At 63.7% G+C, this 26,678-nt stretch carries 29 protein-coding genes; 9 read left to right on the top strand and 20 right to left on the bottom strand.

Annotated elements, in window-relative coordinates; genetic code table 11:
- Positions 1–18: 18 nt before the first annotated feature.
- The 3 genes from ACGYLI_RS03050 (at position 19) to plsY (ending at position 2,693) form a co-directional block, all read left to right on the top strand.
- Complete coding sequence (locus ACGYLI_RS03050) at positions 19–552, top strand: hypothetical protein (protein WP_394416968.1); 534 nt, start codon at positions 19–21, stop codon at positions 550–552.
- 252 nt (positions 553–804) lie between these two features.
- Entirely contained in the window at positions 805–2,085 is a 1,281-nt protein-coding gene (gene pyrC / locus ACGYLI_RS03055; protein ID WP_394416970.1) for a dihydroorotase, read from the top strand.
- A complete protein-coding gene (gene plsY, locus ACGYLI_RS03060) occupies positions 2,085–2,693 on the top strand; it encodes a glycerol-3-phosphate 1-O-acyltransferase PlsY (RefSeq protein WP_394416972.1) in 609 nt (202 codons plus the stop codon). The genes pyrC and plsY overlap by 1 nt, the downstream gene beginning before the upstream one ends.
- A gap of 34 nt (positions 2,694–2,727) precedes the next feature.
- Here plsY and ACGYLI_RS03065 read toward each other — a convergent pair whose 3' ends face one another.
- The 3 genes from ACGYLI_RS03065 to ACGYLI_RS03075 all read right to left on the bottom strand — a co-directional run bounded on the left by ACGYLI_RS03065 (position 2,728) and on the right by ACGYLI_RS03075 (position 5,461).
- A complete protein-coding gene (locus tag ACGYLI_RS03065; protein WP_394416974.1) occupies positions 2,728–4,098 on the bottom strand; it encodes a glutamate--cysteine ligase in 1,371 nt (456 codons plus the stop codon).
- 96 nt (positions 4,099–4,194) lie between these two features.
- Complete coding sequence (locus ACGYLI_RS03070) at positions 4,195–4,725, bottom strand: hypothetical protein (protein WP_394416976.1); 531 nt, start codon at positions 4,723–4,725, stop codon at positions 4,195–4,197.
- Between the two features lie 16 nt (positions 4,726–4,741).
- The gene (locus ACGYLI_RS03075) at positions 4,742–5,461 is read right to left on the bottom strand and encodes a 16S rRNA (uracil(1498)-N(3))-methyltransferase (protein WP_394416978.1); all 720 of its coding nucleotides are present in this window, start codon (positions 5,459–5,461) and stop codon (positions 4,742–4,744) included.
- 12 nt (positions 5,462–5,473) lie between these two features.
- On the opposite strand from ACGYLI_RS03075, the gene ubiA reads away from it, so the two are divergent.
- From ubiA to ACGYLI_RS03095, 4 genes are read left to right on the top strand one after another with little or no spacing between them, the layout of a single operon-like run.
- Positions 5,474–6,448: a 4-hydroxybenzoate octaprenyltransferase gene (gene ubiA / locus ACGYLI_RS03080; RefSeq protein ID WP_394416980.1), complete on the top strand. Its 975-nt coding sequence runs from the start codon at positions 5,474–5,476 to the stop codon at positions 6,446–6,448.
- A 59-nt stretch (positions 6,449–6,507) separates the two neighbouring features.
- Positions 6,508–8,433 (top strand): OmpA family protein, encoded by a 1,926-nt coding sequence (locus ACGYLI_RS03085; RefSeq protein WP_394416982.1) that lies wholly within the window; start codon positions 6,508–6,510, stop codon positions 8,431–8,433.
- Positions 8,420–8,743, top strand: coding sequence for a hypothetical protein (locus tag ACGYLI_RS03090; RefSeq protein ID WP_007118939.1), 324 nt, complete (start codon positions 8,420–8,422; stop codon positions 8,741–8,743). The genes ACGYLI_RS03085 and ACGYLI_RS03090 overlap by 14 nt, the downstream gene beginning before the upstream one ends.
- 23 nt (positions 8,744–8,766) lie before the next feature.
- Positions 8,767–9,162, top strand: a complete 396-nt coding sequence (locus ACGYLI_RS03095; RefSeq protein WP_394416984.1) for a VOC family protein — start codon at positions 8,767–8,769, stop codon at positions 9,160–9,162.
- A gap of 9 nt (positions 9,163–9,171) precedes the next feature.
- Here the strand turns inward: ACGYLI_RS03095 and ACGYLI_RS03100 are convergent, their stop codons facing one another.
- The 10 genes from ACGYLI_RS03100 to ACGYLI_RS03145 form a co-directional block, all read right to left on the bottom strand.
- Positions 9,172–9,615 carry a molybdenum cofactor biosynthesis protein MoaE gene (locus tag ACGYLI_RS03100; protein WP_394416986.1) on the bottom strand — a complete coding sequence of 148 codons (444 nt, stop codon included), beginning with the start codon at positions 9,613–9,615 and terminating at the stop codon, positions 9,172–9,174.
- Positions 9,616–9,618: 3 nt separating this feature from the next.
- Positions 9,619–9,864 carry a molybdopterin converting factor subunit 1 gene (gene moaD / locus ACGYLI_RS03105; RefSeq protein ID WP_209218317.1) on the bottom strand — a complete coding sequence of 82 codons (246 nt, stop codon included), beginning with the start codon at positions 9,862–9,864 and terminating at the stop codon, positions 9,619–9,621.
- Positions 9,864–10,529: a CDP-diacylglycerol--glycerol-3-phosphate 3-phosphatidyltransferase gene (gene pgsA, locus ACGYLI_RS03110; RefSeq protein WP_067265553.1), complete on the bottom strand. Its 666-nt coding sequence runs from the start codon at positions 10,527–10,529 to the stop codon at positions 9,864–9,866. Before pgsA ends, moaD begins: the two co-directional genes overlap by 1 nt.
- 84 nt (positions 10,530–10,613) lie before the next feature.
- Positions 10,614–12,482: an excinuclease ABC subunit UvrC gene (gene uvrC, locus ACGYLI_RS03115; RefSeq protein ID WP_394416988.1), complete on the bottom strand. Its 1,869-nt coding sequence runs from the start codon at positions 12,480–12,482 to the stop codon at positions 10,614–10,616.
- Positions 12,483–12,767: 285 nt separating this feature from the next.
- The gene (locus ACGYLI_RS03120; RefSeq protein WP_394416990.1) at positions 12,768–13,547 is read right to left on the bottom strand and encodes an SDR family oxidoreductase; all 780 of its coding nucleotides are present in this window, start codon (positions 13,545–13,547) and stop codon (positions 12,768–12,770) included.
- 12 nt (positions 13,548–13,559) lie between these two features.
- Positions 13,560–14,519, bottom strand: a complete 960-nt coding sequence (locus ACGYLI_RS03125; protein ID WP_247744594.1) for a calcium/sodium antiporter — start codon at positions 14,517–14,519, stop codon at positions 13,560–13,562.
- Positions 14,520–14,686: 167 nt separating this feature from the next.
- Positions 14,687–15,484, bottom strand: coding sequence for a S49 family peptidase (locus ACGYLI_RS03130; protein ID WP_394416992.1), 798 nt, complete (start codon positions 15,482–15,484; stop codon positions 14,687–14,689).
- 59 nt (positions 15,485–15,543) lie between these two features.
- Entirely contained in the window at positions 15,544–16,305 is a 762-nt protein-coding gene (locus tag ACGYLI_RS03135) for an ABC transporter permease (RefSeq protein WP_067265544.1), read from the bottom strand.
- On the bottom strand, positions 16,302–17,231 hold the full coding sequence (locus ACGYLI_RS03140) for an ABC transporter ATP-binding protein (protein ID WP_271693019.1): 930 nt from the start codon (positions 17,229–17,231) through the stop codon (positions 16,302–16,304). Before ACGYLI_RS03140 ends, ACGYLI_RS03135 begins: the two co-directional genes overlap by 4 nt.
- A gap of 63 nt (positions 17,232–17,294) precedes the next feature.
- Entirely contained in the window at positions 17,295–17,816 is a 522-nt protein-coding gene (locus ACGYLI_RS03145; protein WP_394416995.1) for a CoxG family protein, read from the bottom strand.
- Positions 17,817–17,919: 103 nt separating this feature from the next.
- Between ACGYLI_RS03145 and ACGYLI_RS03150 the strand changes: the two genes are divergently transcribed.
- On the top strand, positions 17,920–18,900 hold the full coding sequence (locus tag ACGYLI_RS03150; RefSeq protein ID WP_394416997.1) for a DMT family transporter: 981 nt from the start codon (positions 17,920–17,922) through the stop codon (positions 18,898–18,900).
- Here the strand turns inward: ACGYLI_RS03150 and ACGYLI_RS03155 are convergent.
- The 6 genes from ACGYLI_RS03155 to ACGYLI_RS03180 form a co-directional block, all read right to left on the bottom strand.
- Positions 18,897–19,862, bottom strand: coding sequence for an NADPH:quinone oxidoreductase family protein (locus ACGYLI_RS03155; RefSeq protein ID WP_394416999.1), 966 nt, complete (start codon positions 19,860–19,862; stop codon positions 18,897–18,899). The genes ACGYLI_RS03150 and ACGYLI_RS03155 overlap by 4 nt on opposite strands.
- Positions 19,863–19,944: 82 nt before the next feature.
- Positions 19,945–20,055: a DUF2474 family protein gene (locus ACGYLI_RS03160; RefSeq protein ID WP_136720396.1), complete on the bottom strand. Its 111-nt coding sequence runs from the start codon at positions 20,053–20,055 to the stop codon at positions 19,945–19,947.
- Positions 20,055–21,062 (bottom strand): cytochrome d ubiquinol oxidase subunit II, encoded by a 1,008-nt coding sequence (gene cydB, locus ACGYLI_RS03165; protein ID WP_394411611.1) that lies wholly within the window; start codon positions 21,060–21,062, stop codon positions 20,055–20,057. The genes ACGYLI_RS03160 and cydB overlap by 1 nt, the downstream gene beginning before the upstream one ends.
- Position 21,063: 1 nt before the next feature.
- Positions 21,064–22,542, bottom strand: a complete 1,479-nt coding sequence (locus tag ACGYLI_RS03170) for a cytochrome ubiquinol oxidase subunit I (RefSeq protein ID WP_394417001.1) — start codon at positions 22,540–22,542, stop codon at positions 21,064–21,066.
- Between the two features lie 90 nt (positions 22,543–22,632).
- On the bottom strand, positions 22,633–23,982 hold the full coding sequence (locus ACGYLI_RS03175) for a sensor histidine kinase (RefSeq protein ID WP_394417003.1): 1,350 nt from the start codon (positions 23,980–23,982) through the stop codon (positions 22,633–22,635).
- Positions 23,979–24,650, bottom strand: a complete 672-nt coding sequence (locus ACGYLI_RS03180) for a response regulator (RefSeq protein ID WP_394417005.1) — start codon at positions 24,648–24,650, stop codon at positions 23,979–23,981. The genes ACGYLI_RS03175 and ACGYLI_RS03180 overlap by 4 nt, the downstream gene beginning before the upstream one ends.
- A gap of 162 nt (positions 24,651–24,812) precedes the next feature.
- Here ACGYLI_RS03180 and ACGYLI_RS03185 point away from each other — a divergent pair, with 162 nt between their 5' ends.
- Positions 24,813–25,934 carry a Do family serine endopeptidase gene (locus tag ACGYLI_RS03185; protein WP_394417007.1) on the top strand — a complete coding sequence of 374 codons (1,122 nt, stop codon included), beginning with the start codon at positions 24,813–24,815 and terminating at the stop codon, positions 25,932–25,934.
- Between the two features lie 105 nt (positions 25,935–26,039).
- On the opposite strand, the gene ACGYLI_RS03190 is transcribed toward ACGYLI_RS03185, so the two are convergent.
- Positions 26,040–26,678, bottom strand: coding sequence for a response regulator transcription factor (locus ACGYLI_RS03190; RefSeq protein ID WP_394417009.1), 639 nt, complete (start codon positions 26,676–26,678; stop codon positions 26,040–26,042).

The raw sequence follows: 26,678 nt of genomic DNA on the forward strand, positions 1-26,678 counted from the left end.
CAGTCAAAGGAAGCCGTCATGCCCCATACAGAAGTCGCCCCGCAAGAAGCCGGCAAGGTCCGCGTCTATGCCCTCTCGCTCTCGGATGCCGAGGCGCGGGCGATGCGCGATGATGAGACAGCTCAGTCCGCGGCCCTCGGGGTCGAACGGATCGACGCTGCCTATACGGAGGTCTTCCGGGTGGCTGACCTCGATCAACTGGGGCTTGCGGGCTATCTGCGCGACGGCAATGGCGTGAACCCCGAGCAGATCGAGACGGACCGCAGCAAGCTTGCCGCGCTCGACGGTTGGGTGATGATCGTCTACTCCCGCGCCTTCGCAGGGCAATCGCTGCAACTGGCTCCGATCCCCGCGCTGACCCATATCGGCACCTATACCGAAGGCGGCCCCGACACACCGGTGCAGGCGATGGAGGCCGAAGCCGCCCAGCCCTACACCGGCATCCCCCGCGTCGCCCCCTCCGAGCCCGCCAAGGGTGGCGGCGGCAAGACCATGGTGATCGTCGCAGTGGCTGTGCTGATCCTGCTCATCATCTGGTGGCTGCTGGCCTAAGCGCGAAAACCGCTGGCACCCTTGGGGCCAGCGAGCTACATCTGGCCTATGCAAGAACCTGAACACGATCCGAAAATGTCCGGCCGTATCGCCATGGTCGCCCTTCTGGTGGCCTTTGGCGTGGTCGGACTGATGATCTGGATCGGCGGCTAGAGGCGACAGCGCGGGGCACGCGCCCAAAAGACCGCTTGGTTTGGGGGGCGATTTGGGGCATGACAGCGGCGCATCCGCTATCGCACCAAAGGCCCGCCCATGACCCAGTTCTTCACCAATCTGCGCCTTCTCGACCCTCAGGCTGGCACGCTTGAGTCTGCTGCGGTTCTGGTCCGCAACGGGGTGATTGCCGAGCTTTTGGGAGATGGCGCCACAGCGCCCGCGGGCGCGGAACTGGTTGATTGCGGCGGCCATATCCTCGCCCCCGGCATCGTCGATATTGGCGTGAAAGTCTGCGAACCGGGCGAGCGGCACAAGGAAAGCTACCGCTCTGCGGGCCTTGCCGCGGCGGCGGGCGGGGTGACCACCATGGTCACGCGCCCCGACACCGATCCGGCCATCGACAGCCCCGAAACGCTCGAATTCGTCACCCGCCGCGCGAATGAGGCCGCACCCGTGAACGTCGTGCCCATGGCCGCGCTGACCAAGGGCCGCGAAGGGCGCGAAATGACCGAGATCGGCTTTCTGATGGACGCAGGCGCCGCTGCCTTCACCGATTGCGACCGCGTGGTGACGGATACTAAGGTCTTCTCCCGCGCGCTCACTTATGCCCGCAGCCTCGGCGCGCTGGTCATCGCCCACCCGCAGGATCCGGGGCTGAGCAAGGGGGCGACCGTCACCTCCGGCAAATTCGCCTCACTGCGCGGGTTGCCTGCCGTCTCGCCCATGGCCGAGCGGATGGGGCTGGACCGCGACATCGCCCTCATTGAGATGACCGGGGCGCGGTATCACGCGGATCAGATCACCACCTCCCGCGCCCTGCCCGCGCTGGAACGCGCCAAGCGCAACGGGCTCGACATCACCGCCGGTGTCGGCATCCACCACCTGACGTTGAACGCGCTCGACGTGGCCGACTACCGCACCTTCTTCAAGGTGAAGCCGCCGCTGCGCGATGAGGAAGACCGCCTTGCCGTGGTCGAAGCCGTGGCGAGCGGCCTGATCGACATCATCTGTTCCATGCACACCCCGCAGGACGAAGAGAGCAAACGCCTGCCCTTCGAGGAGGCCGCCAGCGGCGCGGTGGGGCTGGAGACGCTGCTGCCCGCCGCGATGCGTCTGGTCCATGCCGAGATGATGGACCTGCCCACGCTTTGGCGCGCGCTGTCGCTGAACCCGGCCAAACGCCTCGGCCTGCCCGGCGGACGGATTGCCGTGGGCGCGCCTGCGGATATGGTGCTGTTCAACCCCGACGCGCCCTTCGTGCTGGACCGCGCGACGCTGCGGTCGAAATCCCGCAACACGCCCTTTGACGGGATGCGGATGCAGGGTAAGGTCGTGGCAACTTATGTAGCAGGTTCCTGCGTTTACGAGGCGAATTGATGCCCCCTATCGAGACTTCCGTTGAATTGATCCTCTTCTGGGCGCTGGCAGGCTATGTCATCGGCTCTATCGCCTTTGGCATGTTGCTGGCGCGGCTAATGGGGCTAGGCAACCTGCGCAGCATAGGATCGGGCAACATCGGCGCGACCAACGTGCTGCGCACCGGCAACAAGAAGGCGGCGGCGCTGACCCTGCTGCTGGACGGGGCCAAGGGGGCCGTGGCGGTGCTGTTGGCCCGTGCCTTCGCGGGCGAAGATGCGGCGCAGGCGGCGGCGCTTGGCGCGATGATCGGCCATTGCTACCCGGTCTGGCTGGGCTTTCGCGGCGGCAAGGGTGTGGCGACCTTTCTGGGCCTCATGCTGGCGCTGGCTTGGCCCGTCGGGCTGGCCTGCTGTGCGGTCTGGCTGGCGACGGCGGCACTCTCGCGCATCTCGTCCCTATCCGCACTGGCGGCGGCAGCAAGCTCGACCTTCCTGCTGGTCTTCCTTGGCTACGGGGAAATGCTGCTTTTGGGCATCGCCCTGACTTTGCTGATCTTTTGGCGCCACCGCGACAATATCAGCCGGATCCGCGCTGGCACGGAATCGCGCATCGGCCAGAAAGGCTGACACCGCCCGTGGGCGGCATCAGCCTCTTTACCCTTCAGTAGGAATATTCGGCGTAGATACGGCTCAGATCGCCGTTCCATGGGCCGTGGTAATCCGCCAACAGATCGTCAGCAGGCACGCGGCCCGTCTCGATGCTGTCGCGCAAGGCGTTGAGGAAATGCGTCTCATCCGGCACCAACCCACCGGCGCCGGGACGGGCGCGGGCTTTCAGCCCCGCCTCTGACAGGGCCACGGCCTCGCGCGCCAGATCATGCATCTTGAGCCCGCCCACCTCGGCCTGAAGGCCATGGGTGGAGGCGGCGATGCGCAATTCTTCCCGTATCTCGGCATCCCAGCCTTTGACCAGATCCCACGCCCCATCCAGCGCGCTTTGGTCATACATCAACCCGACCCAGAAGGCCGGCAGGGCACAGAGCCGCCGCCACGGACCGCCATCAGCGCCGCGCATCTCGATGAACTTCTTGACCCGCGCCTCGGGGAAGAGCGTGGTCAGGTGGTCGGCCCAATCGCTCAGCGTCGGCTTCTCGCCGGGCAGCGCGGGCAACTCGCCTTTCAAAAAGTCGCGGAAGGACTGGCCGAGCGCGTCGATATATTTTCCGTCGCGGTAGACGAAATACATCGGCACATCGAGCGCGTATTGCACCCAAGCCTCAAAGCCGAAGCCCTCATCAAAAACGAAGGGGATCATACCCGTACGCGCGTCATCCAGATGCCGCCAGACCAGACCGCGGGTAGATTTCACGCCATTGGGCTTGCCGTCGAGAAAGGGCGAATTGGCGAAAAGCGCATTGGCGATGGGCTGCATCGCCACGGCGACGCGCATCTTCTGCACCATGTCGGCCTCGCTCGCGAAGTCGAGGTTGACCTGAACGGTACAGGTGCGGCGCATCATGGTGGTGCCCATGGTGCCGACCTTTTGCATATAGCCGTCCATCAGCTTGTAACGGCCCTTGGGCATCAGGTCCATCTGCTCATGCGACCACTCAGGCGCGGCCCCCAGACCGATGAAACCGACGCCGATCTCATCCGCCACGTCTTTCACCTCGCGCAGGTGGGTGTTCACCTCGTCGCAGGTCTCGTGAATGGTCTCGACCGGGGCGCCCGAGAGTTCCAACTGGCCGCCCGGCTCAAGGCTGATGTTGGCCCCGTCTTTCTCAAGCCCGATCAGCTTGCCACCCTCTTCGACAGGGGACCAATTGTGGCGGTCGCGCAGCCCTTCCAGCATCACCCGGATCGAGCGTTCCCCCTCATAGGGGAGCGGTTTGAGCGTGTCCTTGCAATAGCCGAACTTCTCATGCTCGGTGCCGATGCGCCACTGCTCGCGCGGCTTGCAGCCGTCCGCCAGATACTGCGCCATCTGGTCGTGATGTTCGATCGGGCCGCCGCCGGATTGAGGAATGGACATATGCGAGGGCTCCGTTTTGAAGGATCGTCTTGGGTGTCTTCTAAGTTGTCGACGTGGCGTCGCGTCTAGCAGGGATGGGCGGATTTGACGGGGCTGTCAATGCAGCAAGACATGCGCCGGGCGCAGCGGCGCGCGCTCCCAGATCACAACGGCGTCATGGCGGGTCTTGCGTAGCTCAAAGAGCATCCTCTCGGTGCGCAATCCCGGCAGGGCGGCAAAAGCGTCAAACAGCGCCTCGGATCCGGCGGCATTCACCGGGATCAACAGGGGCGTGTCATCATCGCGCGGTTCAAGCCGCCAATGGGCCGGAAACATCTGCCGGTCGAGGCTCAGCCGCTGCAACTCGCGCAGAGCGACCGTGCCGCCGGTCAGCGGGCCAAAGTAGGTGATCTGCCCTTCGACGACCTGCACCGCGCCCGCGCCATCGCCCTTCCCGCGAAAGCGCGCCCGCTGCACGCCAAGCCAGATCAGCGCGGCACCGCCCGCCAGCGCCGCATAGCCCGGCACCGCCAGCAGGAAACCGGGGCCCGCCACGAGCCAAAGGCCCAGGCCCATCAGCCCGCCGCCGACAATCGCTTCGCGCCAGCGCCAAAGCTGGTCGCGGGCGCCTTGGCGCAGGAAACTCATCGGGCCACCCTTTGCATCACCAATCTCCCAAAGCCTGCTGCCACATGGTCATCGCCGCCACGGCCGCCGTATCGGCCCGCAGGATGCGCGGGCCGAGCGTGACCGCATGGGCGTGATCGAAACCGTGCAGCCGTTTGCGCTCGCCCTCGGAAAAGCCGCCCTCGGGACCGATCAGGATGGCCCATGGCCCCTGCGCATCCGGCGGCAGCGCGCCGCTTTCCCCGGCCAAAGCCTCATCGCAGAACATGATCTGCCGGCTGCTGTCCCACTTATCCAGCAGCCGCCCCAGCTTCTCGGCCTCGGCCACTTCCGGCACATAGGTGCCGCCGCATTGCTCTGCGGCCTCGACCGCATGGGCCTGAAGGCGCGGCTGCTGCACGCGGCCCGCGTTGGTAAATTCGGTCATCACCGGCACGATCCGCGCGGCCCCCATCTCGGCCGCCTTTTCGACGATGAAATCGGTACGGGTCTTTTTGATCGGAGCGAAGAGCAGCCACAGATTCGGCGGCATTTGCAAAGGCCGGGTCTGCTCGACACAGGTCAGCACCCCGCCGCGTTTGCCCGCCTCGGCGACCTCGGCCAGCCATTCGCCATCGCGCCCGTTGAACAAAAGCACCCCGGCCCCGACCGTGAGCCGCATCACCCCAAAGAGGTAATGCGCCTGCTCGCGCGTCAAAGGAACCGTTTGCCCCTGCCCCAAGGGCTGATCTACATACAATCTGATTTTCGCGTTCATAGGGCCAGATATATGCACAACCAGCCGCCTTCGCCAGATGCTACGCCCGATGCGCCTGTTGCCGATGCGGTGGCCGACAATTGGGTCGACCGTCACGCCCCGGCGGGGCTGCGCCCCTACCTGCGGCTAAGCCGCGCAGATCGGCCCATTGGCACATGGCTGTTGCTGCTGCCCTGCTGGTGGGGGCTGAGCCTTGCGATCCTCTTCGACCAGTCGCCGCGGTGGGAGGATCTGTGGATCTTCGCAGGCTGCGGCATCGGTGCTTTCCTGATGCGCGGCGCGGGGTGCACGTGGAACGACATCACCGACCGTGACATCGACGGCAAGGTCGCCCGAACCCGCTCGCGGCCGATCCCCTCGGGCGCCGTCTCGGTCAAACAGGCGCTGGCCTGGATGGCGCTGCAGATGCTGCTGGCGCTGATGATCCTGCTCACCTTCAACCAGGCGGCCATCGCCATGGGCGTGCTGGCGCTGCTGCCGGTGGCGATCTACCCCTTTGCCAAACGCTTTACGTGGTGGCCGCAGGTCTTTCTGGGGCTGGCCTTCAACTGGGGTGCCATGCTGGCCTGGACGGCGCATGCGGGCACGCTGCATGCACCCGCCATCGTGCTCTACCTCGCCGGCATCGCCTGGACGCTGTTTTACGACACGATCTATGCCCATCAGGATGCCGAGGATGACGCGCTGATCGGCGTGAAATCCACCGCCCGCCTCTTTGGTGAGAATTCCGGCAAATGGCTGCGGCGCTTCCTGATGGCCACGGTGGGGCTGATGGGGATTGCCGTGATCTATGCCGGGCTGCCCCAAGCCTCGGTACTGGCGCTGGCGCTGGCCCTTGGCGGGCCTTGGGCAATGGGATGGCATATGGCATGGCAGCTGCGCGGGCTGGATACCAAGGACAATGCCAAGCTCTTGCAGCTCTTCCGGGCCAACCGCGATACCGGCATGATCCCGCTGTTGTTTTTCGCGGCAAGCTTGCTGGCCTGATTGCACCCCCGGCAGGACGCGCGTATCAAGTCGCAAGCTTAACAATCAGAAGTCCGCCCATGCGCCTCTCCGCCATTTTCACGATCGCCCTGACCTTTGCAGCCGCAGCGGTGGTCTCTCTGGTGGCGGCGAGCTTTTCGGTGCAACTGATCGAAGACACCTCGGAAATCGGCGTACGTGACGCGCTGGACGCGCAGGGCATGACATGGGCCGAAGTGCAGGCCGATGGCTTGCAGGTCACCCTCGCCGGGATCGCGCCGACCGAGGCCGTGCGCTTTCGCGCCCTGTCGACCGCAGGCACCGTGGTCGACGCCGCCCGCGTCATCGACGAGATGGAGGTCGAGGCCCAATCCGGCATCGCCCCGCCGCGTTTCTCTGCCGAGGTGCTGCGCAATGACGCGGGCATCTCGATCATCGGCCTGATCCCCACCAGCACCGACCGCGAGGCGGTGATCGATGCCTTTGGCGACATGGCGGGCGACGCCTCGGTCACCGATCTTTTGGAATCCGCGGATTATCCTGCGCCCGAAGGCTGGGAAGACGCGCTGAGCTTTGCCGTACAGGCGATGGCCGACCTGCCCCGGGCCAAAGCCTCGGTCGATGCGGGGCGGGTGACCATCACCGCCATCGCCGACAGCGCCGCCGCCAAGGCGCAGATGGAACGTAAACTGCAACGCGCCGCCCCGCCCAGCCTGCGGCTGCGACTGGACATCGCGGCCCCGCGCCCGGTGATCACGCCCTTCACCCTGCGGTTTGAGATCGACGCAGAAGGCGCGCGTTTCGATGCCTGCTCTGCCGATACCGAAGCCGCCGCCGACCGTATCTTGAAAGCGGGCATCACCACCGGCGCGCCTGAGAATGCCGATTGCACCATCGGTCTGGGCGTGCCCAGCCCGAACTGGGGCCGCGCCGTGGCGCTGACCATCGACGCACTGGGCCGTTTGGGCCAAGGCAGCATCTCTTTCGCCGATGCGGACATCACCCTGCTGGCCGCGCCCGGCACCGAGTCCACCACATTCGACCGCGTGGTGGGCGAATTGGAAAACGCGCTTCCCGATGTCTTTGCCCTGACCGCGAAACTGCCCGAGGTCGAAGACCCAGAAGCAGGCCCGCCCGAATTCACCGCGACCCTCTCGCCCGAGGGGCAGGTGCAGCTGCGCGGACGACTTTCGACCGAGGGGCTGCGCGATCTGGCCGACAGCTACGCGAAATCGCATTTCGGCTCGGCCAACGTCTATACCGCCGCGCGGCTGGACGAGACCCTGCCCGGCGATTGGGCCACCCGCGTTCTGACCGGGTTGGAGGCCATGGCCTCCCTCGCCAATGGCTCTGTCAAAGTCACGCCTGACCGGCTTGAGGTGATGGGCAACACCGGCAACAAAGACGCCAATACCACCGTCGCCTCGCTTTTGGCCGACAAGCTGGGCGAAGGGGCGGATTACAGCATCGATATCACCTATCAAGAAAAGCTCGACCCCATCGCGGGCCTGCCAACGCCCGAAGAATGCGAAGCCGAAATTCGCGAGATCCTGGAAATTGGCAAGATCACCTTTGAGCCGGGCAGCGCCACGATCGACGCCTCCGCGCTCGGGACGATGGACGATATCGCCGAGGTGCTGAAAAACTGCGGCGACATCCGGCTGGAGATTCAGGGCTACACCGACAGTCAGGGCCGCGAATCGATGAACCTGTCGCTGTCGCAAAGCCGCGCGGAATCGGTGCTGAACGAATTGCGAGCGCGTCGGGTGCTGACCTCCTCCTTCGTGGCCAAGGGCTATGGCGAGGAAAACCCCATCGCAGACAACAAGACCGAAGAGGGCCGCGAAGCCAACCGCCGCATCGAATTCCGCCTGATCCAGCCCGAGGCCGAGACGCCCGAGGACGAAACAGCGCTGGAATCTGCTGAAGAAACGGGCGATACCACGGCAGAAGAGATCGGGGAATCCGACGAAACCGAAGAAGGCAGCGGTGATGAGCAGAACTGAGTTTGTCCTGGCAACAGCCATCATTCTTTTCGTGGCCTTCTGCATGGGATGGTTCGCCAATTGGCTGCTGAACCGCTTTACCCGCGTGGCCGCCGATGATGTGGCCCAGCTGGACCGGATGAGCCAAGAGCTGCACGAGGCCGAGGAAACCCGCGATCAGGCGATCACCTATCTGCAACAGCGCGAGGCCGAGTTGACCAACCAACTCGCCCAGACCGAGGCTGAGCTGCGCGCCGCGATGGACGGGCTGCGCGACGCCCGCCATGAGGCCGAGGAAATGCGCGCCTATATCGAACGTCAGAAAGCCTAACCCCAGACCTTCGGAGCCCTGCCATGGCCAAACTCGCCCATTCCATGATCCGTGTCTTTGATGAGGCGGCATCGGTAAAGTTCTACGAAGACGTGTTCGGGCTGAAAATCGCGGACCGTCTGGATTTCGACAGTTTCACCCTGATCTACCTGCGCGATGCCACGGGCGCCTTCGAGCTGGAATTGACCGTCAACAAGGACCGCGAGACCGCTTACGATCTGGGCGACGGCTATGGCCATCTGGCCTTCGTGGTCGACGACCTCGAAGCGGCGCGCGAGACCGCGATCAAGGCCGGTGCTATCCCACGCGAGATCGTTGACTTCCGCCCCGCCGGAGAGACCGTGGCGAAGTTCTTTTTCGTGGCAGACCCCGATGGCTATCAGATCGAAGTCATCGAAAAAGGTGGGCGTTTCACCTGAGGCCGAAGCTTACCAGCGTTCCAGCGCGGCCTCGTCTTCGTCCTTTGCGGCGACCCATGCATCACCCTCTGCCGTGATCTCGCGCTTCCAGAACGGCGCGCGGGATTTGAGGTAGTCCATCAGGAACTCCGCTGCCTCAAAGGCATGGCGGCGATGCCGCGCCGCCGTGGCGACCATCATGATTTGCTCACCCGGCACCAGCCGCCCATAGCGGTGGATCACCAGCGCATCTTGCAGATCGAAACGTCCCATCGCCTGCTCGGCAATCTCGCGCAAGGCCTTTTCGGTCATGCCGGGGTAATGTTCGATTTCCATCGCGCTGAGCGTGCCCGCGTCATTGTCGCGCACCACGCCGGTAAAGGTCACGATCGCGCCGCTGCCCCCCTCGCCCTTGGCAAAGCGCGCGGCCTCCTCACCCAGATCAAAGGGCGCTTCCTGCACCAAAACGCGCATCGCTCAGCCCCCGGTCATCGGAGGGAAGAATGCCACCTCGCGCGCGCCTTGCAGCGGGGCGTCGAAATCGGTCAGTTCCTGATCCACGGCGACCCGCAGTGCGGAAAGGTCGGAAAAGGCCACTTCGTAGCGCTCTTCCCGGCCCCGCAATTCTTCGACCAATTCGGCCACCGTGGCGGCTTGGCTCTCGACCCGTTCGCGGGGCAGGCCGATGCGTTCGCGGACCCATGCGAAATACAAAACATCCATTAGCGTGGCTCCTTCAGGTGCGGCAGCGCCTTGCGCAGATAGTCAAAGCCGGTGATGGCGGTCAGCACGGCGGCGACCCACAAGAGCGCCAGCCCCAGCAGCCCGGCCCATTCCATCCCGGCGAGTTTCCAGCCCAGCCCGAGATGATCTTCGACCTCGCCATCAAGGATCGCTTCGATCATCTGCTGGTCCATGCCGAAAACGCTCATCCCGAGGTAATGCTCGAACACGCCCTGCGAGAAGAGCACGGCGATGGCGATCATCTGCAATGTCGTCTTCCACTTGGCCAGTTGAGTCACCTTCAACGTGCCGGCGACATCGCCCAAATACTCCCGCAGGCCCGAGACAAAGACCTCGCGAAACAGGATCAACGTGGCGGGCAACACCAACCACGGCGACCAGCTTGAGAAGGCGACGATCACCATCAGCGCGATCACGACCATCGCCTTGTCGGCAATCGGGTCAAGCATGGCGCCGAGTTTGGTTTCCTGCGCCCAAGCGCGGGCAAGGTAGCCATCGAACCAGTCCGTCACCGCCGCCCCGACAAAGAGCAGCAGGGCGAACCAATCGGCATAGGGGCGCGTAAAATAGAGAAACATGACCGCCACACCGGGGGCCGCGACCAGCCTGAGCAGGGTCAGGATATTGGGCAAATTCCATTTCATGACGTTATCCTATCTTGCGCCGTTCGTGGCTGAAAGGACGAAACCGCCCCGCCTGCGGGCCGTCGCCACCACGGGGCCGCCCGCCTAGCCTTTTTCATGGAAATAGCCGTAGATCGTCTCGGCCAGCGCATCCGATACGCCCTCGACCGCTTTGAGATCGCTGAGGTTCGCGCGGCTTACCGCCTTGGCCGAACCGAAATGCGCCAGCAGCGCACGCTTGCGCGCAGCGCCGACGCCCGGCACATCGTCGAGCGGTGTGGCGCTGACCCCCTTGGCCCGTTTGGCACGGTGGGTGCCGATGGCGAAACGGTGCGCCTCATCCCGCAAGCGCTGCACGAAATAAAGCACCGGATCGTTGTGGCGCAGCGCCATGGGGCGCTTGCCGACGCGGTGGAACTCTTCCTTGCCCGCGTCGCGGTCAATGCCCTTGGCCACGCCGACCATGGGGATATCCTCGACCCCATGCTGCGCCATGATAGAGGCCACGGCGCTCACCTGCCCCGCGCCGCCGTCGATCAGCAGCAGATCGGGCCAAAGGCCGCGGCTGCGGTCCGGGTCTTCTTTGATCAGCCGTTTGAAGCGGCGGTGCAGCACCTCTTTCATCATGCCGAAGTCATCGCCCGGGGTCAGGTCATCGCCGCGGATGTTGAACTTGCGGTACTGGTTTTTCATCATGCCTTCCGGCCCCGCCACGATCATCGCGCCGACGGCATTGGTGCCTTGGATATGCGAGTTGTCGTAAACCTCGATCCGCTCGGGCGGCTTGGGCAGGTCGAAGGCATTGGCCAGCCCCTGCAACAGCTTGGTCTGCGTGGCCGTCTCAGCCATCTTGCGGGCAAGGCTTTCGCGGGCATTGCGCAGGGCACCGTCGACCAGTTCGGCCTTTTCCCCGCGTTTGGGCACCAGCAGTTCGACCTTACGGCCCAGCTTGCCGCTGAGCGCCTCGGCCATCAGATCGGGGTTCTCAATCTCATTGCTGAGGATCAACTGCCGGGGCGGCTCGCGGGTGTCGTAAAACTGGCCGATGAAGGCCTCCAGCACCTCGGCGGCGTCGATCTCGCTCCCGATCCGGGGGTAATAGTCGTGGTTGCCCCAGTTCTGATTGGCGCGGATAAAGAAGACCTGCACGCAGGCCTGACCGCTTTCCATGTGCAGCGCGATAATGTCGGCCTCGTTCACCCCCTGCGGATTAATGCCTTGGGCGGTCTGAACCTGCGTCAGCGCCTTGATCCGGTCGCGCAGGGCGGCGGCGCGTTCGAACTCCATCGCCTCTGACGCCTCTTCCATGTCCCGCGCCAAACGGCCCTGAATATCCGTCGATTTGCCGCTGAGAAACCGCTCGGCATCGCGCACGGTCTCGCGATAATCCTCGGCCGAGATTTTGCCGACACAGGGGGCGGAGCAACGTTTGATCTGATGCTGCAAACAGGGCCGCGTGCGGCTGTCGAACATCGCGTTGGAACAGTCCCGCAGCAGGAACACCCGTTGCAGTTGGTTCAGCGTCCGGTTCACCGCGCCCGCGCTGGCGAAGGGGCCATAGTAACTGCCCTTCTCCTTTTTCGCGCCGCGGTGTTTCTTGATCTGCGGGTAGTCGTGATCGGCGGTGACAAGGATATTAGGAAAGCTCTTGTCGTCGCGCAGCAGCACGTTGAACTTGGGCTTAAGCTGCTTGATCAGGTTCTGTTCGAGCAGCAGCGCCTCGGTCTCGGTCTTGGTGGTCAGAAACATCATCGAGGCGGTATTGGCGATCATTCGCGAGATCCGCGCCGAATGCCCCGTGGGCCGCGCGTAGGACGACACCCGCGCCCGCAGGTTCCGCGCCTTGCCGACGTAAAGCACGCGGCTTTCCGAATCGAGCATCCGATAGACGCCCGGCGAGGAATCGAGCGACTTCAGATAGGCTTGAATCACCTTGCGGCCTTGCGGCGGAGGGCTGTCGTTGGGCGTGGTCATCTCAGGCGCTGATTCTCGTGCTTCGCTGCAATAGGACGGCAATGGGGGCAAGCTTTAACATGTCCACCAAACATGTGGATAACTCTGCCGATAACTTCTGGGCATCTTGGATTTCTCTTTGTTTTTAACATGGTTCGCTGATTTGCCTATTTTTTAGGCGCGCCCATAATATCCTGATTTTGCTCATTCTTTTGTTTACCATGAAACAAGCCTCTGAAAACAAAAGGGTTTCGGTAACACTTTGGTTACATAGGTTAAGGACGTGCAAAACTTCCCGCATGCGCGTCAGTTTCGGGGGCATTTAGGGCTTGTTTCCCATTGCAAATGCTCTCCGCCATCGGTGCAAATAAGCTGCCCCGTGACCCCCGGCGAATCGATGAAATACCCCAGTGCCGCCGTGATATCCTCCGGATTCGCGCCGCGTCCCAGAACCGTGCCGCGGCGCTGCGCGGCAAAGTCATCGGGGTCTTGATGCGGGCCTTGCAGGGTCGGGCCGGGCCCGATGCCATTCACGCGGATCGCGGGGGCCAGCGCCTGCGCACTGGTGCGCGTCATCGCCCATAGGCCCATCTTGGCGATCGTATAGGTGGTGAATTCCGGCGTCAGGTTGCGCACCCGCTGATCCAGCATGTTGACGATCAAACCACTGGCACGCGGCTCTCCCCCGGCGTCGGTATCGGGGGTCAGCCCCTGCCCCGCCATCGCCTGCGTCAACACGAAGGGCGCGCGCAGGTTGCTGCCCATATGGCGATCCCAACTTTCGCGCGTGGCGCTGGTGATATCGTCCTGCTCGAAAATCGAAGCGTTGTTCACAAGGCAGGTGATCGGCCCGCCGAGCGCCTTGGCCGCGCGGGGCAAAAGCGCCGCGGCTGCGGTGTCGTCGAGAAGGTCGGCTTGCAGGGCCACGGCACGGCGGCCCATGGCCGCAATCTCGCCGACGGTCGCCTCGGCCCCGCTTTGCGAGGTGGCATAATGCACCGCCACATCAAAGCCGCGCTGCCCGAGGTAGAGCGCCATGGCGCGGCCCAGACGTTGCCCGGCTCCGGTCACCAATGCCCGCCGCATCTGCCGCCCTCCTCAGATCAGGATGATAAACAAATAAAGCCCGTATAGCGCGCTCAGCACCACGCCCCAAAGTCGGGTGATATCGCGGCCCAGATAGACGAAGGGGATCAGCAAGAGCGACGCGCCCAACATCACCCAAAGGTCGATCCGCAAGAAGGCTTCGTCGACCGAGATCGGACCGACAAGGCTCGCGATGCCGATGATCGCCAGCAGGTTGAACATGTTGGAGCCGATCACATTGCCAAGCGCCACATCCGCCTGACGGCGCAGCGCCGCCATCACCGTGGTCGCAAGTTCCGGCAGCGACGTGCCCACGGCCACCAGCGTCAGGCCGATCACCGTGTCACTGACCCCATAGGTCTGGGCGATGATCGTGGCGTTATCCACCAAAAGGCTCGCCCCCAAGGGCAGGCCGATCAGCCCGAGGATCAGGAACATCGCAATCTGCCAGCCCGCCATATCGGGGTCCGCGCCTTCGGGCTCTTCCTCATCCTCTGCCGCGCCGCTGCGGCAGGCGTGGCGGTGGTCCTTGGCATCGCGGAAAGCGTCGAAAAGCATATAGGCCAGACCGGCGAGCAGGATCAGCCCGGCGATCCAGTCAAAGACGCCGCGGAAGGCCAGCGCGATGAACAAGAGCGAAGCCGCTATCATCTGGTTATAGGTCTTGCGGGTGCTGCATTCCGAGGTGTGCATCGTGGCCAAAAGCGCCGGAATGCCCAGCACCATCAAGATATTGGCCGTATTCGACCCCACGACATTACCAAGCGCCAGCCCCGGCACCCCGTCCAAAATCGCCTTGACCGAGATCAGCAACTCCGGCGCCGAAGTGCCAAAGGCCACGATGGTCAGGCTGACGATCAACGCAGGCACGCCAAGGCGCAGGGACAGGTTCACCGCCCCTTTCACCAGCGCATCCCCCGCAAACAGCAGGATCACGAGGCCAAGCCCCGAAAGTAGCCATGGCATCAGCATCAACGCCCTCCCTTACAGGCACAATCGCCTTTGCCAATGCGGTAACGTCCGCAGTCACGGCATTTGGTCCGGGACAGACGTTTGCCCCCCAGCCAATGCATTTTTCCAAACCAAGCCATGAGGCCCATGGCCACCAGAAACAGCAGGACGATCTTGAAAACCATGGGCTAGAGTCCAAACCGCGCGAAGGCCGCGCGTTCCTCTATGCCCTGCACCGCGTCCTGCATCATCTGAACGCCAAAGCGCGACAACAGCCCGCGTTTCACGCCATAGCGGCGCAGCCTGACCTTGTCGCCAAAGCGCTCTTTCAGCAGTGGTTTCAGATGGCCGATCCCGTCGATCAGCCCCAGTTCGGCAGCGCGTTTGGCCAGCCAGATTTCCCCGGTAAAGAGGTCTTGCCCCTCGGGCAGCTTGCCCGCGCGGCGGGTCTTCACATGGTCGATAAAGTTCTCATGGATGTCTTCGAGCAGCAGTTTCAGCCGCGCGACATCTTCGGGGTTTTCCGGGCGGAACGGGTCGAGCAGGGATTTGCTCTGCCCTGCAGTATAGACGCGCCGCTCGACCCCATGCTCGCGGATGAACTCATGCACCCCGAAGGAGGCCGAGATCACCCCGATGGAGCCGACGACCGAGCTTGGGTCCGCGTAGATCTCGTCTGCTGCCGCCGCCAGCCAATAGCCGCCCGAGGCGGCCACATCTTCGACGAAGGCGATGACGGGAATGTTCTTTTCCTCGGACAGCCGCCGGATGCGCGCGCCGATCAACGACGACTGCACCGGGCTGCCACCGGGGGAGTTGATCTCCAAGGCGACAGCGGCAGGCTTGCCCTTGGCAAAAGCCTTTTCGATGACCGGACCCATGGTGGCATCGTTCAACACCGCGCGGCCCTGCGCGCCGATCATGCCGGAAAGCCGGATTACGGAAACGCTGGGCGGGGATTTCAGGAAGGGCAGCCGAATTCTCATGCCCTCCATGTAGAACGCCCACCCCGCGCAAACAAGGCGGACGCCCAAGTTTCGTAGGCTCAGGCCCGCAGACGCCAGCCGGTGCGGAAAATCCACCAGATCACGCCAAGGCAAAGCGCGGTAAACAGCGCGATGGCGGCAAGGCTGGTGATGATCGGCACATCCGCCGCGCCGAAAAACGCCCAGCGAAAGCCCGAGATCAGATAGACCACCGGGTTAAAATGCGAGATCACCTGCCAGACCGGCGGCAGCATCGAGATCGAGTAGAAAGACCCGCCAAGGAAGACCAACGGCGTGACGATCAGAAGCGGCACCAGTTGCAACTGCTCAAAATTCCCCGCCCAGATGCCGATGATAAAGCCCATCAGCGCGAAGCTGATGCAGGTCAGGATCAGGAAGGCCACCATGGCGATGGGGTGCTGGATGGTGATATCGACAAAGAAGAACGCCGTGATCAGGATGATCGTGCCGATAAAGAGCGCCTTGGTCGCCGCCGCGCCGACATAGCCGATGACGATCTCGAAGAAATTGATCGGGGCCGAGAGCAGCTCGTAAACCGTGCCGATGAATTTCGGGAAATAGATCCCGAAAGAGGCGTTGGAGATCGACTGCGTGATGACGCTGAGCATGATCAGCCCCGGCACGATGAAGGCGCCGTAGCTCACGCCCTCGACCTCATCAATGCGGCTGCCGATGGCGGCGCCGAAGACCACGAAGTAAAGCGAGGTTGAGAGCACCGGGGAGATGATGCTTTGCGTGATGGTGCGAAAGAAACGCGCCATTTCAAAAGCGTAGATGGCTTTTATCGCGGTCCAGTTCATGCCGCATCCTCCTTAAGCAGATCGACAAAGATATCTTCCAAACTGCTTTGCCGTGTCGCCACGTCTTGCAGCACCAGACCGCTTTCCGCGACCTTGGAGAGCAGCTTGGTGATGCCGGTCCGCTCGGCATTGGTGTCATAGGTGTAGATCAGCGATTGCCCATCGGCGGACAATTCCACGTCCGGGGATTGCAGCGCCGGCGGCACTTCGGTGATCGGCTCGGTCAGTTGGACTTCGAGTTGCTTCTTGCCCATCCGCGCCATCAGCGCGTGTTTCTCTTCGACCAGCAGCAATTCGCCCTTGGCGATGACGCCAATCCGGTCGGCGATGGCCTCGGCCTCTTCGATATAATGGGTGGTCAGGATGATCGTCACGCCCGAGGCTTTCAGCCCCGCCACGATTTCCCACATATCCTTGCGCAGTTCCACATCGACGCCCGCGGTCGGCTCATCGAGAAACAGCACCTTGGGGTCATGCGCCAGCGCCTTGGCGATCAGCACGCGGCGTTTCATCCCGCCCGACAACTCGCGGATCTGGCTGTCTTTCTTATCCCAGAGCGAGAGTTGCCGCAGGATTTTCTCCAACACCGCCTCATCCGCCGGACGGCCAAACAGCCCGCGCGAGAAGCGCACGGTGTTGATGACCTTCTCAAAGGGTTCGAGATTGATCTCCTGCGGGACCAGCCCGATCATGGAACGGGCCGCGCGGAAATCATCCCGAATGTCATGGCCGCCGACGGTCACCTTGCCGCTGGTCGCAGTGGTGATGCCGCAGATGGTCGAAATGAGCGTCGTCTTACCCGCCCCGTTCGAGCCCAGAAGCGCGAGAATCTCGCCCTTTTCGATCTGTAGATTGACCCCTTTGAGCGCCTCGAAACCGCCCGCGTAGGATTTACGCAGGTTTTGAATATCCACGATTGTCGGCATGGTCGTCTCCGCATTGGTAAGGCGCGCAACCTAACCGGCTTTGCACCGGCTGAACAGATGCCTTCAGGTCTTGGCGCGGCCGAACCAGCCCTTTTTGGCGGGCGCGTCTTCTTCGGTGTCCTGCGCCTCTGCGCCCTCCTCTGCCGGACCTTCGAGCGAGGATTGCAGGTTGTCGAAGAACTGATCCGCCATTTTCTTGGCGAAACCGTCGATGATCCGGCTGCCAAGCTGCGCCAGCTTGCCGCCGACCTTGGCCTCGACATCATAACTCAACTCGGTCCCGCCGTCCTTTTCGGCCAGCCGCACTTCAGCACCGCCCTTGGCGAAACCGGCGGCGCCGCCCTTGCCCTCGCCGGTGATCGTCAGCGCCTCATTCGGCACCAAATCAGAGAGCGTGACATGGCCCTTGAACGTCGCTTTCACCGGGCCGACCTTTTGCACCACCGTCGCGTCATAGCCCTCTTCGACCGAGCCTGAGACGTCTTGTGCGCCGGGCACGCAGGTTTGCAGCATCTCCGGGTCGAGCAATGCCGCGTAAACCTCGGCAGGGGTGGCGGCGATCTGGCGGGTGTCGGACATCTGCATGGCTGGCTCTCCCTTTGGCGTATCGCAACAGTCTAGCGGGTAATTCTGTGCAAACCAATGTCAAAGCGCTGGACCTTACGCGCCGGGCTGATAGGTCTTTGCCATGACAAGTAATTCCCATAACCGCGCCGGACTGGCGATCGGGCTGATCCTTCTCGGCGTCGCCGCGATTTCGGTCAATGACATGCTGATCAAACGTCTGTCGGGCGGCTATCCGCTGCATCAGATCGTCTTCACCCGCTCGGCCATCGGGATTCTGCTGGGGCTGGTGCTGGTCAAACTCGAAGGCGGGTTTCACCTGCTCAAAACGCGGCAGCCGGGGCTGCATCTGCTGCGCGGGCTGCTCATCGTGATCTCGAACATGTCCTTCTTTCTGGCGCTATCGGTTTTGCCGCTGGCCGAAGCGACAGCGCTGTTCTTTGCCGCACCGCTTTTCATCACGGTGCTGTCGATCCCGCTGTTGGGTGAAAAGGTCGGCCCGCTGCGGCTTGGCGCGGTGATCGTGGGGTTCATCGGCGTTGTGATCATGATGCGCCCTTGGGCCAGCACCGCGACGCTCGAAACCTCCCGCTGGGTGTTGCTGCTGCCGGTGCTGGCGGCGCTGACCTACGCGTTGAACCAATTGATGACCCGCAAGCTTGGGGTGAACTCCAAAGCCTCGGCGCTGATGGTCTATATCCAAGCCGCCTTTGTCGCCGTGTCGCTGGGGTTCTTCCTGATCGCAGGTGATGGGCGGTTCGTGGATGAGGGCAGCAGTGCCTCGCTCCAGTTTCTGCTGCGCGCGTGGATTTTGCCCGCGCGGGAGGATTACCTCACCTTCCTCGGCATCGGGTTGAACATCGCGCTGATCGGCTATTGCCTCAGCCAAGCCTACCGGCTGGGGGATGCCGCCACCGTCGCCCCGTTCGAATATATCGGCCTGCCGCTGGCGGTGTTCTGGGGTTTCGTGATCTTTGGCGACCTCCCGGTCTGGGAGGTCTGGGTCGGGATCGCGCTGATCCTTGCCTCGGGTCTGTTCGTCTACCTGCGCGAGCGCCAGAAGGCGCTGCGCGTGACCCGTTTGCAGGGCGGGCGGCGGGCTTAAGCCGCCACCTCGACCACCACCTTGCCCGTCGCCTTGCGGTCGCGCAGCAGGGCCAGCGCCTCATTGGCCTGTTCCAGCGGCATCACGTTGCTGACATGGGGTTTCAGCTTGCCCGCCACATACCATTTGATCAGCTCGGCGAAACTGTCGGTCAGGACCGAAGGTTTGATCTTGGCATAGCCGCCCCAGTAAAAGCCCAAGACGGTGAGGTTTTTCACCAGCAGGATATTGGCCGGGATCTGCGGCACCTCGCCGCTGGCAAAGCCCAAGGGGATCAGCCGCGCTTCGGGGTTGCAGGCGCGCATGGCGGCTTTGAACTGATCACCGCCCACCGGGTCATAGACCACATCCGCCCCGCCCAATTCCTTGACGATGGCGCGGATGTCGTCGGTTTCGGAATTAATCAGGTGATCGGCGCCCGCCTCTTTACAGACGGCGAGCTTATCTTCGCCGCGCGCCACGGCAATCACCTCGGCCCCCATCAGCTTGCCCAGTTCCACCGCTGTCAGCCCGATGCCGCCCGAGGCGCCCAAGACCAGCAGCCGCTCGCCCGGCTGCAACCGCGCCTTGTAGTCCAGCGCAACATGGCTGGTGCCATAGGCGATCAGAAAGGCCGCCGCGTCGACTGCCTTCATCTCTTCGGGGATCGGCACGCAGACGGCTGCCGGAATGGCGGCATATTCGGCCAGACCGTCAAAGCCGGTATAGGCCGCCACGCGCTGGCCGACCTTCAGGTGATCCACCCCCGCGCCCAGAGCGGTGATCCTGCCCGCCATCTCCATCCCCAGCGTGAAGGGCAGCGGCGGTTTTTCCTGATAGGTGCCTTTGATGATCAACAGATCACCAAAGTTCAGCCCGCAGGTCTCGACCTGAACCAGCACCTCGCCCTGCCCCGGCATCGGCATCTCAAGCTCTTGCAGGGTGAGCGGTTCGTCATAGGCGGTGACTTGCATGGCGCGCATCGGGCTGTCCTTTCGTGCTGCTTTGGCCCGAAGAGGCCAGAAGCCAGCGCGCTTGGCAAGACCCGTGGCCCGCGCCGCTGCGTCAGCCGGGCATGATCACCAGCCGGATGCCATAGGCCACCACCGCCAGCAGGGCGACGCTGGCCAGCCAAAGCGCCACGAACCAGCCCGCGCGTTTCAGCCAGTGGCGCATCAGTGATAGCCCTCCTCGGGGTCGATCTTGCCGCGGAACACCCAATAGGCATAGGCGGTGTAGCTCAAGATCAGTGGCAGCAGCACCAAGGTGCCGACTAGCGCGAACATCAGGCTCTCATCCGGGGCGGCAGCTTCTGCAATGGTCAGGCTGGGCGGCACCATATGCGGGTAAAAACTGATCCCGATGCCGATGAAGCCCAGCACGAAGAGCGCCAGCGCGCAGAAGAACGGCTGTTTGTCGCCTCGGCGTTGCAACCCGCGCAGCATGCCGAACGCCGCCAGCGCCACGAGTAGAGGAACGATGCCGCTGAAGAGTGCTGTGGGCCATGCGAACCAGCGTTCGAAATAGACCGCATCGGTGAAGGGTGTCCAAAGGCTAACCAGCCCCATGAAGACCAGTGTCGCCACCGCCAGCGGCCATGCAAGGCGGCGCATATGCGCTTGGATGCGGCCCTCAAGCTTCATGTTGAGCCATGTGGCGCCCAAGAGCGCATAGCCCGTGGTCACCGCCACACCGGTCAGGATCGAGAAGGGCGTGAGCCAATCCCACCAGCCGCCCGCATAGGCGCGGCCTTCGATCTCGATCCCCTGCACCAGCGCGCCCAAGGCGATGCCCTGACAGAAGGAAGCCACCAGCGAGCCGCCGAAGAACGCCATGTCCCACAACGGTTTCCAGCGTTTCGTGCGCCAGCGGTACTCGAAGGCAACGCCGCGGAAGATGAGGCCCAGCAGCATCAGGATGATCGGCATGTAAAGCGCGGGCATCACCACCGCATAGGCCAGCGGAAAAACGGCGAAGAGCCCGCCGCCGCCCAAGACTAGCCACGTCTCATTGCCGTCCCAGATGGGCGCGACCGAGTTCATCATCACGTTGCGCTCGCCCTCGTCCTTGGTCATCGGGAAGAGCAGCCCAACGCCCAGATCGAAGCCGTCGAGGATAACGTAGATCAGCACCGCCCCGGCGATGATCCCGGCCCAGATGAACGAAAGTTCAAGTCCAAACATCTCAGCTCTCCTCGCCCTTGTTATGCGCAGTCTTGTCTCTGACCGCCGCCTCTTCGCCGACAGCAAGGATCGGCCCCTCGCCGCGCGCCGGGTCGTTCTGCGCCGCCCCGTCTTGCGCGTCGTCCCCCTGAACGTCGTCGCGTTCATCCTCCAGCACATGACCGACAACCGGCTTGCGCATCATCGCCAGAATATACCAAGTGCCCGCGCCGAAGACGAAGAAATAGACCACGATGAAAGCGATCAGAGAGGTCGCGACCGCCGGTGCCTCGATCGGGGCAAGGCTTTCCGAGGTCCGCAACAGTCCGTAGACGGTGAAGGGCTGCCGCCCGACCTCGGTCGTGATCCAGCCCGCCAGCACCGCGACAAAGCCGGTCGGCCCCATCACCAGCGCCAGACGGTGCAACATCGGCGCGTCGTAAAGCCGCCCGCGCAACCGCGCGAATGCGGCCCAAAGGCCAAGCCCCAGCATCGCAAAGCCAAGCCCGATCATTATGCGGAAAGACCAAAAGACGATGGCCACCGGCGGCTCATCCGCGTCTGGGATCGTGTCCAGCCCGTCGAGCGGCGCGTTCAGATCATGCTTGAGGATCAGCGACGACAGTTTGGGAATTTCTACCGCGTAGTCGATGCGCTTTTCCTCGGGGTTCGGGATACCAAAGAGGATCAGCGGCGCGCCTTCGGGGTGGCTGTCGTAATGTCCCTCCATCGCCATGACCTTGGCGGGCTGATGCTCCAGCGTGTTCAGCCCGTGCATATCGCCTGCGAGGATCTGGAGCGGTGTGACCAGCAAGAGCATCCACATCGCCATGGAGAACATCCGCCGCGCTGCCGCATCCGCACGGTCGCGCAGCAGGTGCAGCCCCCCGACCCCGCCCACGACCAGCGCCGTGGTGAGATAGGCCGCCAGCACCATATGCACCAAACGGTAGGGGAAGGAGGGGTTGAAGACGATCGCCCACCAATCCTCGGGCACGAATTGGCCCACGTCATTGATGGCAAAGCCCGCAGGCGTCTGCATCCAAGAGTTCACCGACAGGATCCATGTGGCCGAGGCCAGCGTGCCAAGCGCGACCAGCGCTGTGGCGAACATATGCAGCCCGTCGCCCACCCGTTTGCGGCCAAAAAGCATGATGCCCAGAAAGCCCGCCTCAAGGAAAAAGGCCGAAAGCACCTCATAGGCCATCAGCGGCCCGACCACCGGCCCCGCCTTGTCAGAGAAGACCGACCAGTTGGTGCCGATCTGGTAGGACATGACGATGCCCGAGACGACCCCCATGCCAAAGGCCACCGCGAAGATTTTCTTCCAGTAGTTGAAGAGCTTCAGATAGGTCTCTTCGCGTTTCCACAGCCAGAGCGCGTTGAGCACGGCCAGAAAGCTCGCCAACCCGATCGAGAAAGCCGGGAAGATGATGTGGAACGAAACCGTGAATGCAAACTGCACCCGCGCTAGGATTTCGGCGGTGTAACCGTCGAGCATATGAAGCCCCCGCGTATTGTTTCCTGACCTATATAGGACCCGGCGGCGGGAGCGGCACAGGCTAAATTGCCGCAGTGCTTGGCCCGCGTTCTAGCTGTCGAACCTCACCACGACGCGCAGCCCCGGCGCGTTGTCGGCAAGCTCCAGCCTTGCCCCATGGAGTTTCGCCACCCCATCGACCAGCGCCAGACCCAGGCCATGACCCGGCGTGCCCCGGCTGCGATCAAGCCGGTAAAGGCGCTGCAACACTTTGTCGCGGTCCTCAGCCGGAATGCCGGGGCCGCCGTCCGCCACCGTGAGCGTGACCTGCCCCGCCGCCTGCTTCAGCGCGACCTCCACCGCCTCGGCATCCCCGGAATGGCGCAGGGCGTTTTCAATCAGATTGGCCAGCAATTGCCCCAAAAGCGCGCGGTCACCGGTGACATGAACAGGGGTTTCGGGCAGATCGCAAAGCAGGTGTTTGCCCTGCTCCCCTGCTGCGGGTTCGTAAAGCTCGACCATGGTGCGGCAAAGCGCCGTGAGGTCGACGGAGGCGAAATGCGCGCGGGCCTCGCCCTGCTCCACCTGCGCCAATTGCAAAAGCGATTGAAAGATCGCGGCGATGCCCTCCAACTCGGCCCGGGCACGGGCCAGCGGTTCGGCGCGGTCCGCGCCCGCAGCCTCGGCCCGGTCCAGATCGTCGAGATGGACAGAGACACGCTGAATCGGGGTCTTCAGATCATGCGCGATATCGAGAGAGACCTGCCGTAGCGCCGCAACGGAGGTTTCCTGCGCCCGGGCCATCTGGTTCACCGCCTCACCGATGCGCAGCAGGTCATCCGACCAGCGCGGCCCCGGCGCGACCCTTGCGGCCAGATCCCCTGTCGTCAGCCGGTCCAGCGTGGCGCGGATCACCTCCACATGGCGTTTGGAGCGACGGGCAAGGATCAGCCCGCCCGACAGCGCGATCAGCACCGTGGGCAGCAGGCTCACCAGCAGAATATTGACGAAAACTTCGCGCAGGGCCGTGATCTCGGCCCGGCTGCGCGCGATGGTCAAAAGCCCGCCATAGAGCGTGTCGGTCAGAGTCAGGTAAACACCCCGATACTCCGCCCGCGCCGCGCCGAGCGAGACGATGTGATAGCCCTCGTTATCCCGCGCGATGGCCCCGTTGCCGTAGATCCGCCCGTTGGGACCGATGTAGCTGAGGATCAGGCGGTTCGGGTCGGTCTCCCGCGATTCCGCCTCGACCAGCCGCGCGAGCGCGGCGGCGCCGGGGGCGGCACGAAAGCCCGCCATGTCCTGTGCCAGATCGGCGCGGATCGCTTGCTCGAACGACCGCTGGGTCACGGCATAGCTGGCCGCGAGGCTGAGCAGGCTGACGATGGTGAACAAAAGCACCAGCAAAAGCGCCAGACGCAGCGGCATCGACCGCCAGAGCCCCGCCAGCCGCGCCCTCATGCGTCGATCCTATAGCCAGCGCCACGCACGGTCTGGATGAGTTCGCTGTCAAAGGGCCGGTCGACCTTGGCGCGCAACCGGCTGATATGGGTCTCCACCACATTGGTCATTGGGTCAAAGGAAATGTCCCAGACCGCCTCCAGCAGCATGGTGCGGGTCTGAACCCGGCCCTTGCGGCGCAAAAGATGCTCCAAGAGGGCAAACTCGCGCGGCAGCAGGTCGATCTCTTGGCCCGCCCGCGTCACCCGGCGGCTGATGAGGTCCATGGTTAGGTCGCCTGCGCGCAGGACCGTTTCCTGCTCCAGCGCCTGCGGACGGCGGGCCAATGCGTTGACCCGCGCCGATAGCTCTCCGAAGGCGAAGGGTTTGACCAGATAGTCATCCGCCCCGGCATTGAGCCCGTCGATCCGGTCCTCCACCGCGCCCATCGCCGTCAGCAGAAGCACCGGCGTGGCATTGCCCGCCCCGCGCAGGGTTTTCAGCAGCGTCAGCCCATCCAACTCGGGCAGCATTCGGTCAAGGATCAGCACGTCATATTGCCCGGTGGTGGCCTGCACCAACCCGTCGCGGCCATCCGCGACCACATCCACCGCATGCCCCTCTTCGCGCAGGCCGCGCGCGATATAGGTGCTGGTGGTGGTATCGTCTTCGACAACAAGCAGTTTCATCGGGACCTCATGTAGGATTGCCGATGAATTATGCCAAATTCGCCGCCCGTGCAGCCCGCAGTCGGCAATCTCACAAATTTGTATAGGGCACGGCAAGGCACTGTAAAACCGCAGGTCCAGATAGGCTCCCGGAACGACCGAATGCACAGCAAGGAGCATGCAATGACCAAGACCCTTTCCAAAGCCCCCCGCGCCGCCGCCCTTGCGCTGAGCGCCGCGATGGCCGCGACGCCGATGCTGGCGCTGGCCCCCTCGGCCGCGCTCGCCGTCCCGCCGGGCGGCTATGCCGACCTGGTCGAGGCCGTCTCCCCGGCCGTCGTCTTCATCGAGGTGACCGGCAAGCAGCAACAGGCCGTGGCCCAGCAACAGCTGCCCCCCGGCATGCCCGAGGAACTGCGCCGCCGGTTCGAGCACATGCTGCCCGGTCAGGATGGCGCCGCCCCCGCCCCGCGTCAGGGTCTGGGTTCGGGCTTCATCATCTCCGAGGACGGCCAGATCGTGACCAACCACCACGTCGTCGCAGGTGCCGAGACAGTGACCGTGAAACTCGCCGATGGCCGCAAGTTCGACGCCGAGGTGGTGGGCAGTGACGCGATGACCGACATCGCGCTGCTGAAAGTCTCTGCGGATGTGGACCTGCCCAAAGTGGACTTTGGCACCTCGAAAACCCTGCGCGTGGGGGATGAGGTCGTGGCCGTGGGCAACCCCTTCGGCCTTGGCGGCACCGTCACTTCGGGCATCGTCTCGGCCCTGTCGCGCGACATCCAGGCAGGCCCCTTCGATGACTTTATCCAAACCGACGCGGCGATCAACCGCGGCAACTCCGGCGGGCCGCTGTTCAACAACGACGGCGAGGTCGTGGGCGTGAACACCGCGATCCTGAGCCCGGGTGGCGGGTCGGTCGGCATCGGCTTCTCGGTGCCCTCGGATCTGGTGCAGACCATCGTCGCCGATCTGGCCGATGACGGGTCGGTCGAGCGGGGCTGGCTGGGCGTGCAGATCCGGCCCATGACCCCCGAGGTCGCCAATGTGCTGGGCTATGACGAGCCGCGCGGCGCAGTGATCGAAGCGATTACCGAAGAGAGCCCCGCCGCCAAAGCGGGCCTCAAGAAGGGCGACATCATCCTGTCCTTCGGCGACACGGAAGTGGACGATCTGCGCGACCTCACCCGCGCCGTGGCCACCACCACGCCCGAGAGCGGGGCAGAGGTCGTCGTGCTGCGCAAAGGGTCTGAACAGACCCTCGACGTGACCGTGGGCGCGCTGGAACCCAAGCCGGCGTGATCCACGCTTTCCCGGCGCTCCTCATGCCGCCGGGAAGCCCCCAGCCCTTCGCCCTCGCCGGGGGCTGGGCAGCCTGCCCCGGTGGTCCTGCACTGCCGGGGCTTTTTATGTGCCCTCGCCGCCATCACCTTCGCCTGATGGCGCATTGTGCATATGGAACCGCACCAGTTCCGCCACGGAATTCGCCTCAAGCTTGCGCATCACCCGCGCGCGGTGCACCTCGACCGTCTTGATAGAGATGTCCATCTCGCTGCCGATCTCGCGGTTCGAAAGCCCCGCCGCCACCCGTTCGAACACCCGGTGCTCCTGCGGGGTGAGCCGGGCCAGAAGCTGCGCGTTTTCGACCTCTGCCGCCTTGCTCTTGCGCCGGGCCGCATCGGACTGAAGGGCCGCGTTGATCAGGTCGAGCATGTTTTGGTTGTTGAAGGGTTTTTCGATGAAATCCACCGCCCCCGCCTTCATCGCCGCCACGGCGGTAGAGACATCGCCGAAGGCCGTCATCAGGATCAGCGGCAGTTTGATCCCCCGCGCGTTCAGCGCCTTTTGCAACTCCAAACCGCTCATCCCCGGCATCCGCACGTCGCTCACAAGGCAGCAGCAACCGCTGTCCTCATAGCTATCTAGGAACGCTGCCGCCGATGCAAAGGGAATGGCGCGCAGCCCAACGGAGCCCAGCAACCACACCAGAGACTCCCGCACCGCGGCGTCATCATCGACGACGTAAACGATCCCCTCTTGCGACAT

It is taken from the genome of Sulfitobacter sp. 1A13421, from assembly GCF_043557285.1.
Taxonomy (GTDB): Bacteria; Pseudomonadota; Alphaproteobacteria; order Rhodobacterales; family Rhodobacteraceae; genus Sulfitobacter; species Sulfitobacter faviae.

Excerpts from the sequence above, each read along its gene's own strand:
- ACGYLI_RS03050 (WP_394416968.1), top strand. The coding sequence starts at position 19 with ATGCCCCATACAGAAGTCGCCCCGCAAGAAGCCGGCAAGGTCCGCGTC.
- pyrC (WP_394416970.1), top strand. The coding sequence starts at position 805 with ATGACCCAGTTCTTCACCAATCTGCGCCTTCTCGACCCTCAGGCTGGC.
- plsY (WP_394416972.1), top strand. The coding sequence starts at position 2,085 with ATGCCCCCTATCGAGACTTCCGTTGAATTGATCCTCTTCTGGGCGCTG.
- ACGYLI_RS03065 (WP_394416974.1), bottom strand. The coding sequence starts at position 4,098 with ATGTCCATTCCTCAATCCGGCGGCGGCCCGATCGAACATCACGACCAG.
- ACGYLI_RS03070 (WP_394416976.1), bottom strand. The coding sequence starts at position 4,725 with ATGAGTTTCCTGCGCCAAGGCGCCCGCGACCAGCTTTGGCGCTGGCGC.
- ACGYLI_RS03075 (WP_394416978.1), bottom strand. The coding sequence starts at position 5,461 with ATGAACGCGAAAATCAGATTGTATGTAGATCAGCCCTTGGGGCAGGGG.
- ubiA (WP_394416980.1), top strand. The coding sequence starts at position 5,474 with ATGCACAACCAGCCGCCTTCGCCAGATGCTACGCCCGATGCGCCTGTT.
- ACGYLI_RS03085 (WP_394416982.1), top strand. The coding sequence starts at position 6,508 with ATGCGCCTCTCCGCCATTTTCACGATCGCCCTGACCTTTGCAGCCGCA.
- ACGYLI_RS03090 (WP_007118939.1), top strand. The coding sequence starts at position 8,420 with ATGAGCAGAACTGAGTTTGTCCTGGCAACAGCCATCATTCTTTTCGTG.
- ACGYLI_RS03095 (WP_394416984.1), top strand. The coding sequence starts at position 8,767 with ATGGCCAAACTCGCCCATTCCATGATCCGTGTCTTTGATGAGGCGGCA.
- ACGYLI_RS03100 (WP_394416986.1), bottom strand. The coding sequence starts at position 9,615 with ATGCGCGTTTTGGTGCAGGAAGCGCCCTTTGATCTGGGTGAGGAGGCC.
- moaD (WP_209218317.1), bottom strand. The coding sequence starts at position 9,864 with ATGGATGTTTTGTATTTCGCATGGGTCCGCGAACGCATCGGCCTGCCC.
- pgsA (WP_067265553.1), bottom strand. The coding sequence starts at position 10,529 with ATGAAATGGAATTTGCCCAATATCCTGACCCTGCTCAGGCTGGTCGCG.
- uvrC (WP_394416988.1), bottom strand. The coding sequence starts at position 12,482 with ATGACCACGCCCAACGACAGCCCTCCGCCGCAAGGCCGCAAGGTGATT.
- ACGYLI_RS03120 (WP_394416990.1), bottom strand. The coding sequence starts at position 13,547 with ATGCGGCGGGCATTGGTGACCGGAGCCGGGCAACGTCTGGGCCGCGCC.
- ACGYLI_RS03125 (WP_247744594.1), bottom strand. The coding sequence starts at position 14,519 with ATGCTGATGCCATGGCTACTTTCGGGGCTTGGCCTCGTGATCCTGCTG.
- ACGYLI_RS03130 (WP_394416992.1), bottom strand. The coding sequence starts at position 15,484 with ATGAGAATTCGGCTGCCCTTCCTGAAATCCCCGCCCAGCGTTTCCGTA.
- ACGYLI_RS03135 (WP_067265544.1), bottom strand. The coding sequence starts at position 16,305 with ATGAACTGGACCGCGATAAAAGCCATCTACGCTTTTGAAATGGCGCGT.
- ACGYLI_RS03140 (WP_271693019.1), bottom strand. The coding sequence starts at position 17,231 with ATGCCGACAATCGTGGATATTCAAAACCTGCGTAAATCCTACGCGGGC.
- ACGYLI_RS03145 (WP_394416995.1), bottom strand. The coding sequence starts at position 17,816 with ATGCAGATGTCCGACACCCGCCAGATCGCCGCCACCCCTGCCGAGGTT.
- ACGYLI_RS03150 (WP_394416997.1), top strand. The coding sequence starts at position 17,920 with ATGACAAGTAATTCCCATAACCGCGCCGGACTGGCGATCGGGCTGATC.
- ACGYLI_RS03155 (WP_394416999.1), bottom strand. The coding sequence starts at position 19,862 with ATGCGCGCCATGCAAGTCACCGCCTATGACGAACCGCTCACCCTGCAA.
- ACGYLI_RS03160 (WP_136720396.1), bottom strand. The coding sequence starts at position 20,055 with ATGCGCCACTGGCTGAAACGCGCGGGCTGGTTCGTGGCGCTTTGGCTG.
- cydB (WP_394411611.1), bottom strand. The coding sequence starts at position 21,062 with ATGTTTGGACTTGAACTTTCGTTCATCTGGGCCGGGATCATCGCCGGG.
- ACGYLI_RS03170 (WP_394417001.1), bottom strand. The coding sequence starts at position 22,542 with ATGCTCGACGGTTACACCGCCGAAATCCTAGCGCGGGTGCAGTTTGCA.
- ACGYLI_RS03175 (WP_394417003.1), bottom strand. The coding sequence starts at position 23,982 with ATGAGGGCGCGGCTGGCGGGGCTCTGGCGGTCGATGCCGCTGCGTCTG.
- ACGYLI_RS03180 (WP_394417005.1), bottom strand. The coding sequence starts at position 24,650 with ATGAAACTGCTTGTTGTCGAAGACGATACCACCACCAGCACCTATATC.
- ACGYLI_RS03185 (WP_394417007.1), top strand. The coding sequence starts at position 24,813 with ATGACCAAGACCCTTTCCAAAGCCCCCCGCGCCGCCGCCCTTGCGCTG.
- ACGYLI_RS03190 (WP_394417009.1), bottom strand. The coding sequence starts at position 26,678 with ATGTCGCAAGAGGGGATCGTTTACGTCGTCGATGATGACGCCGCGGTG.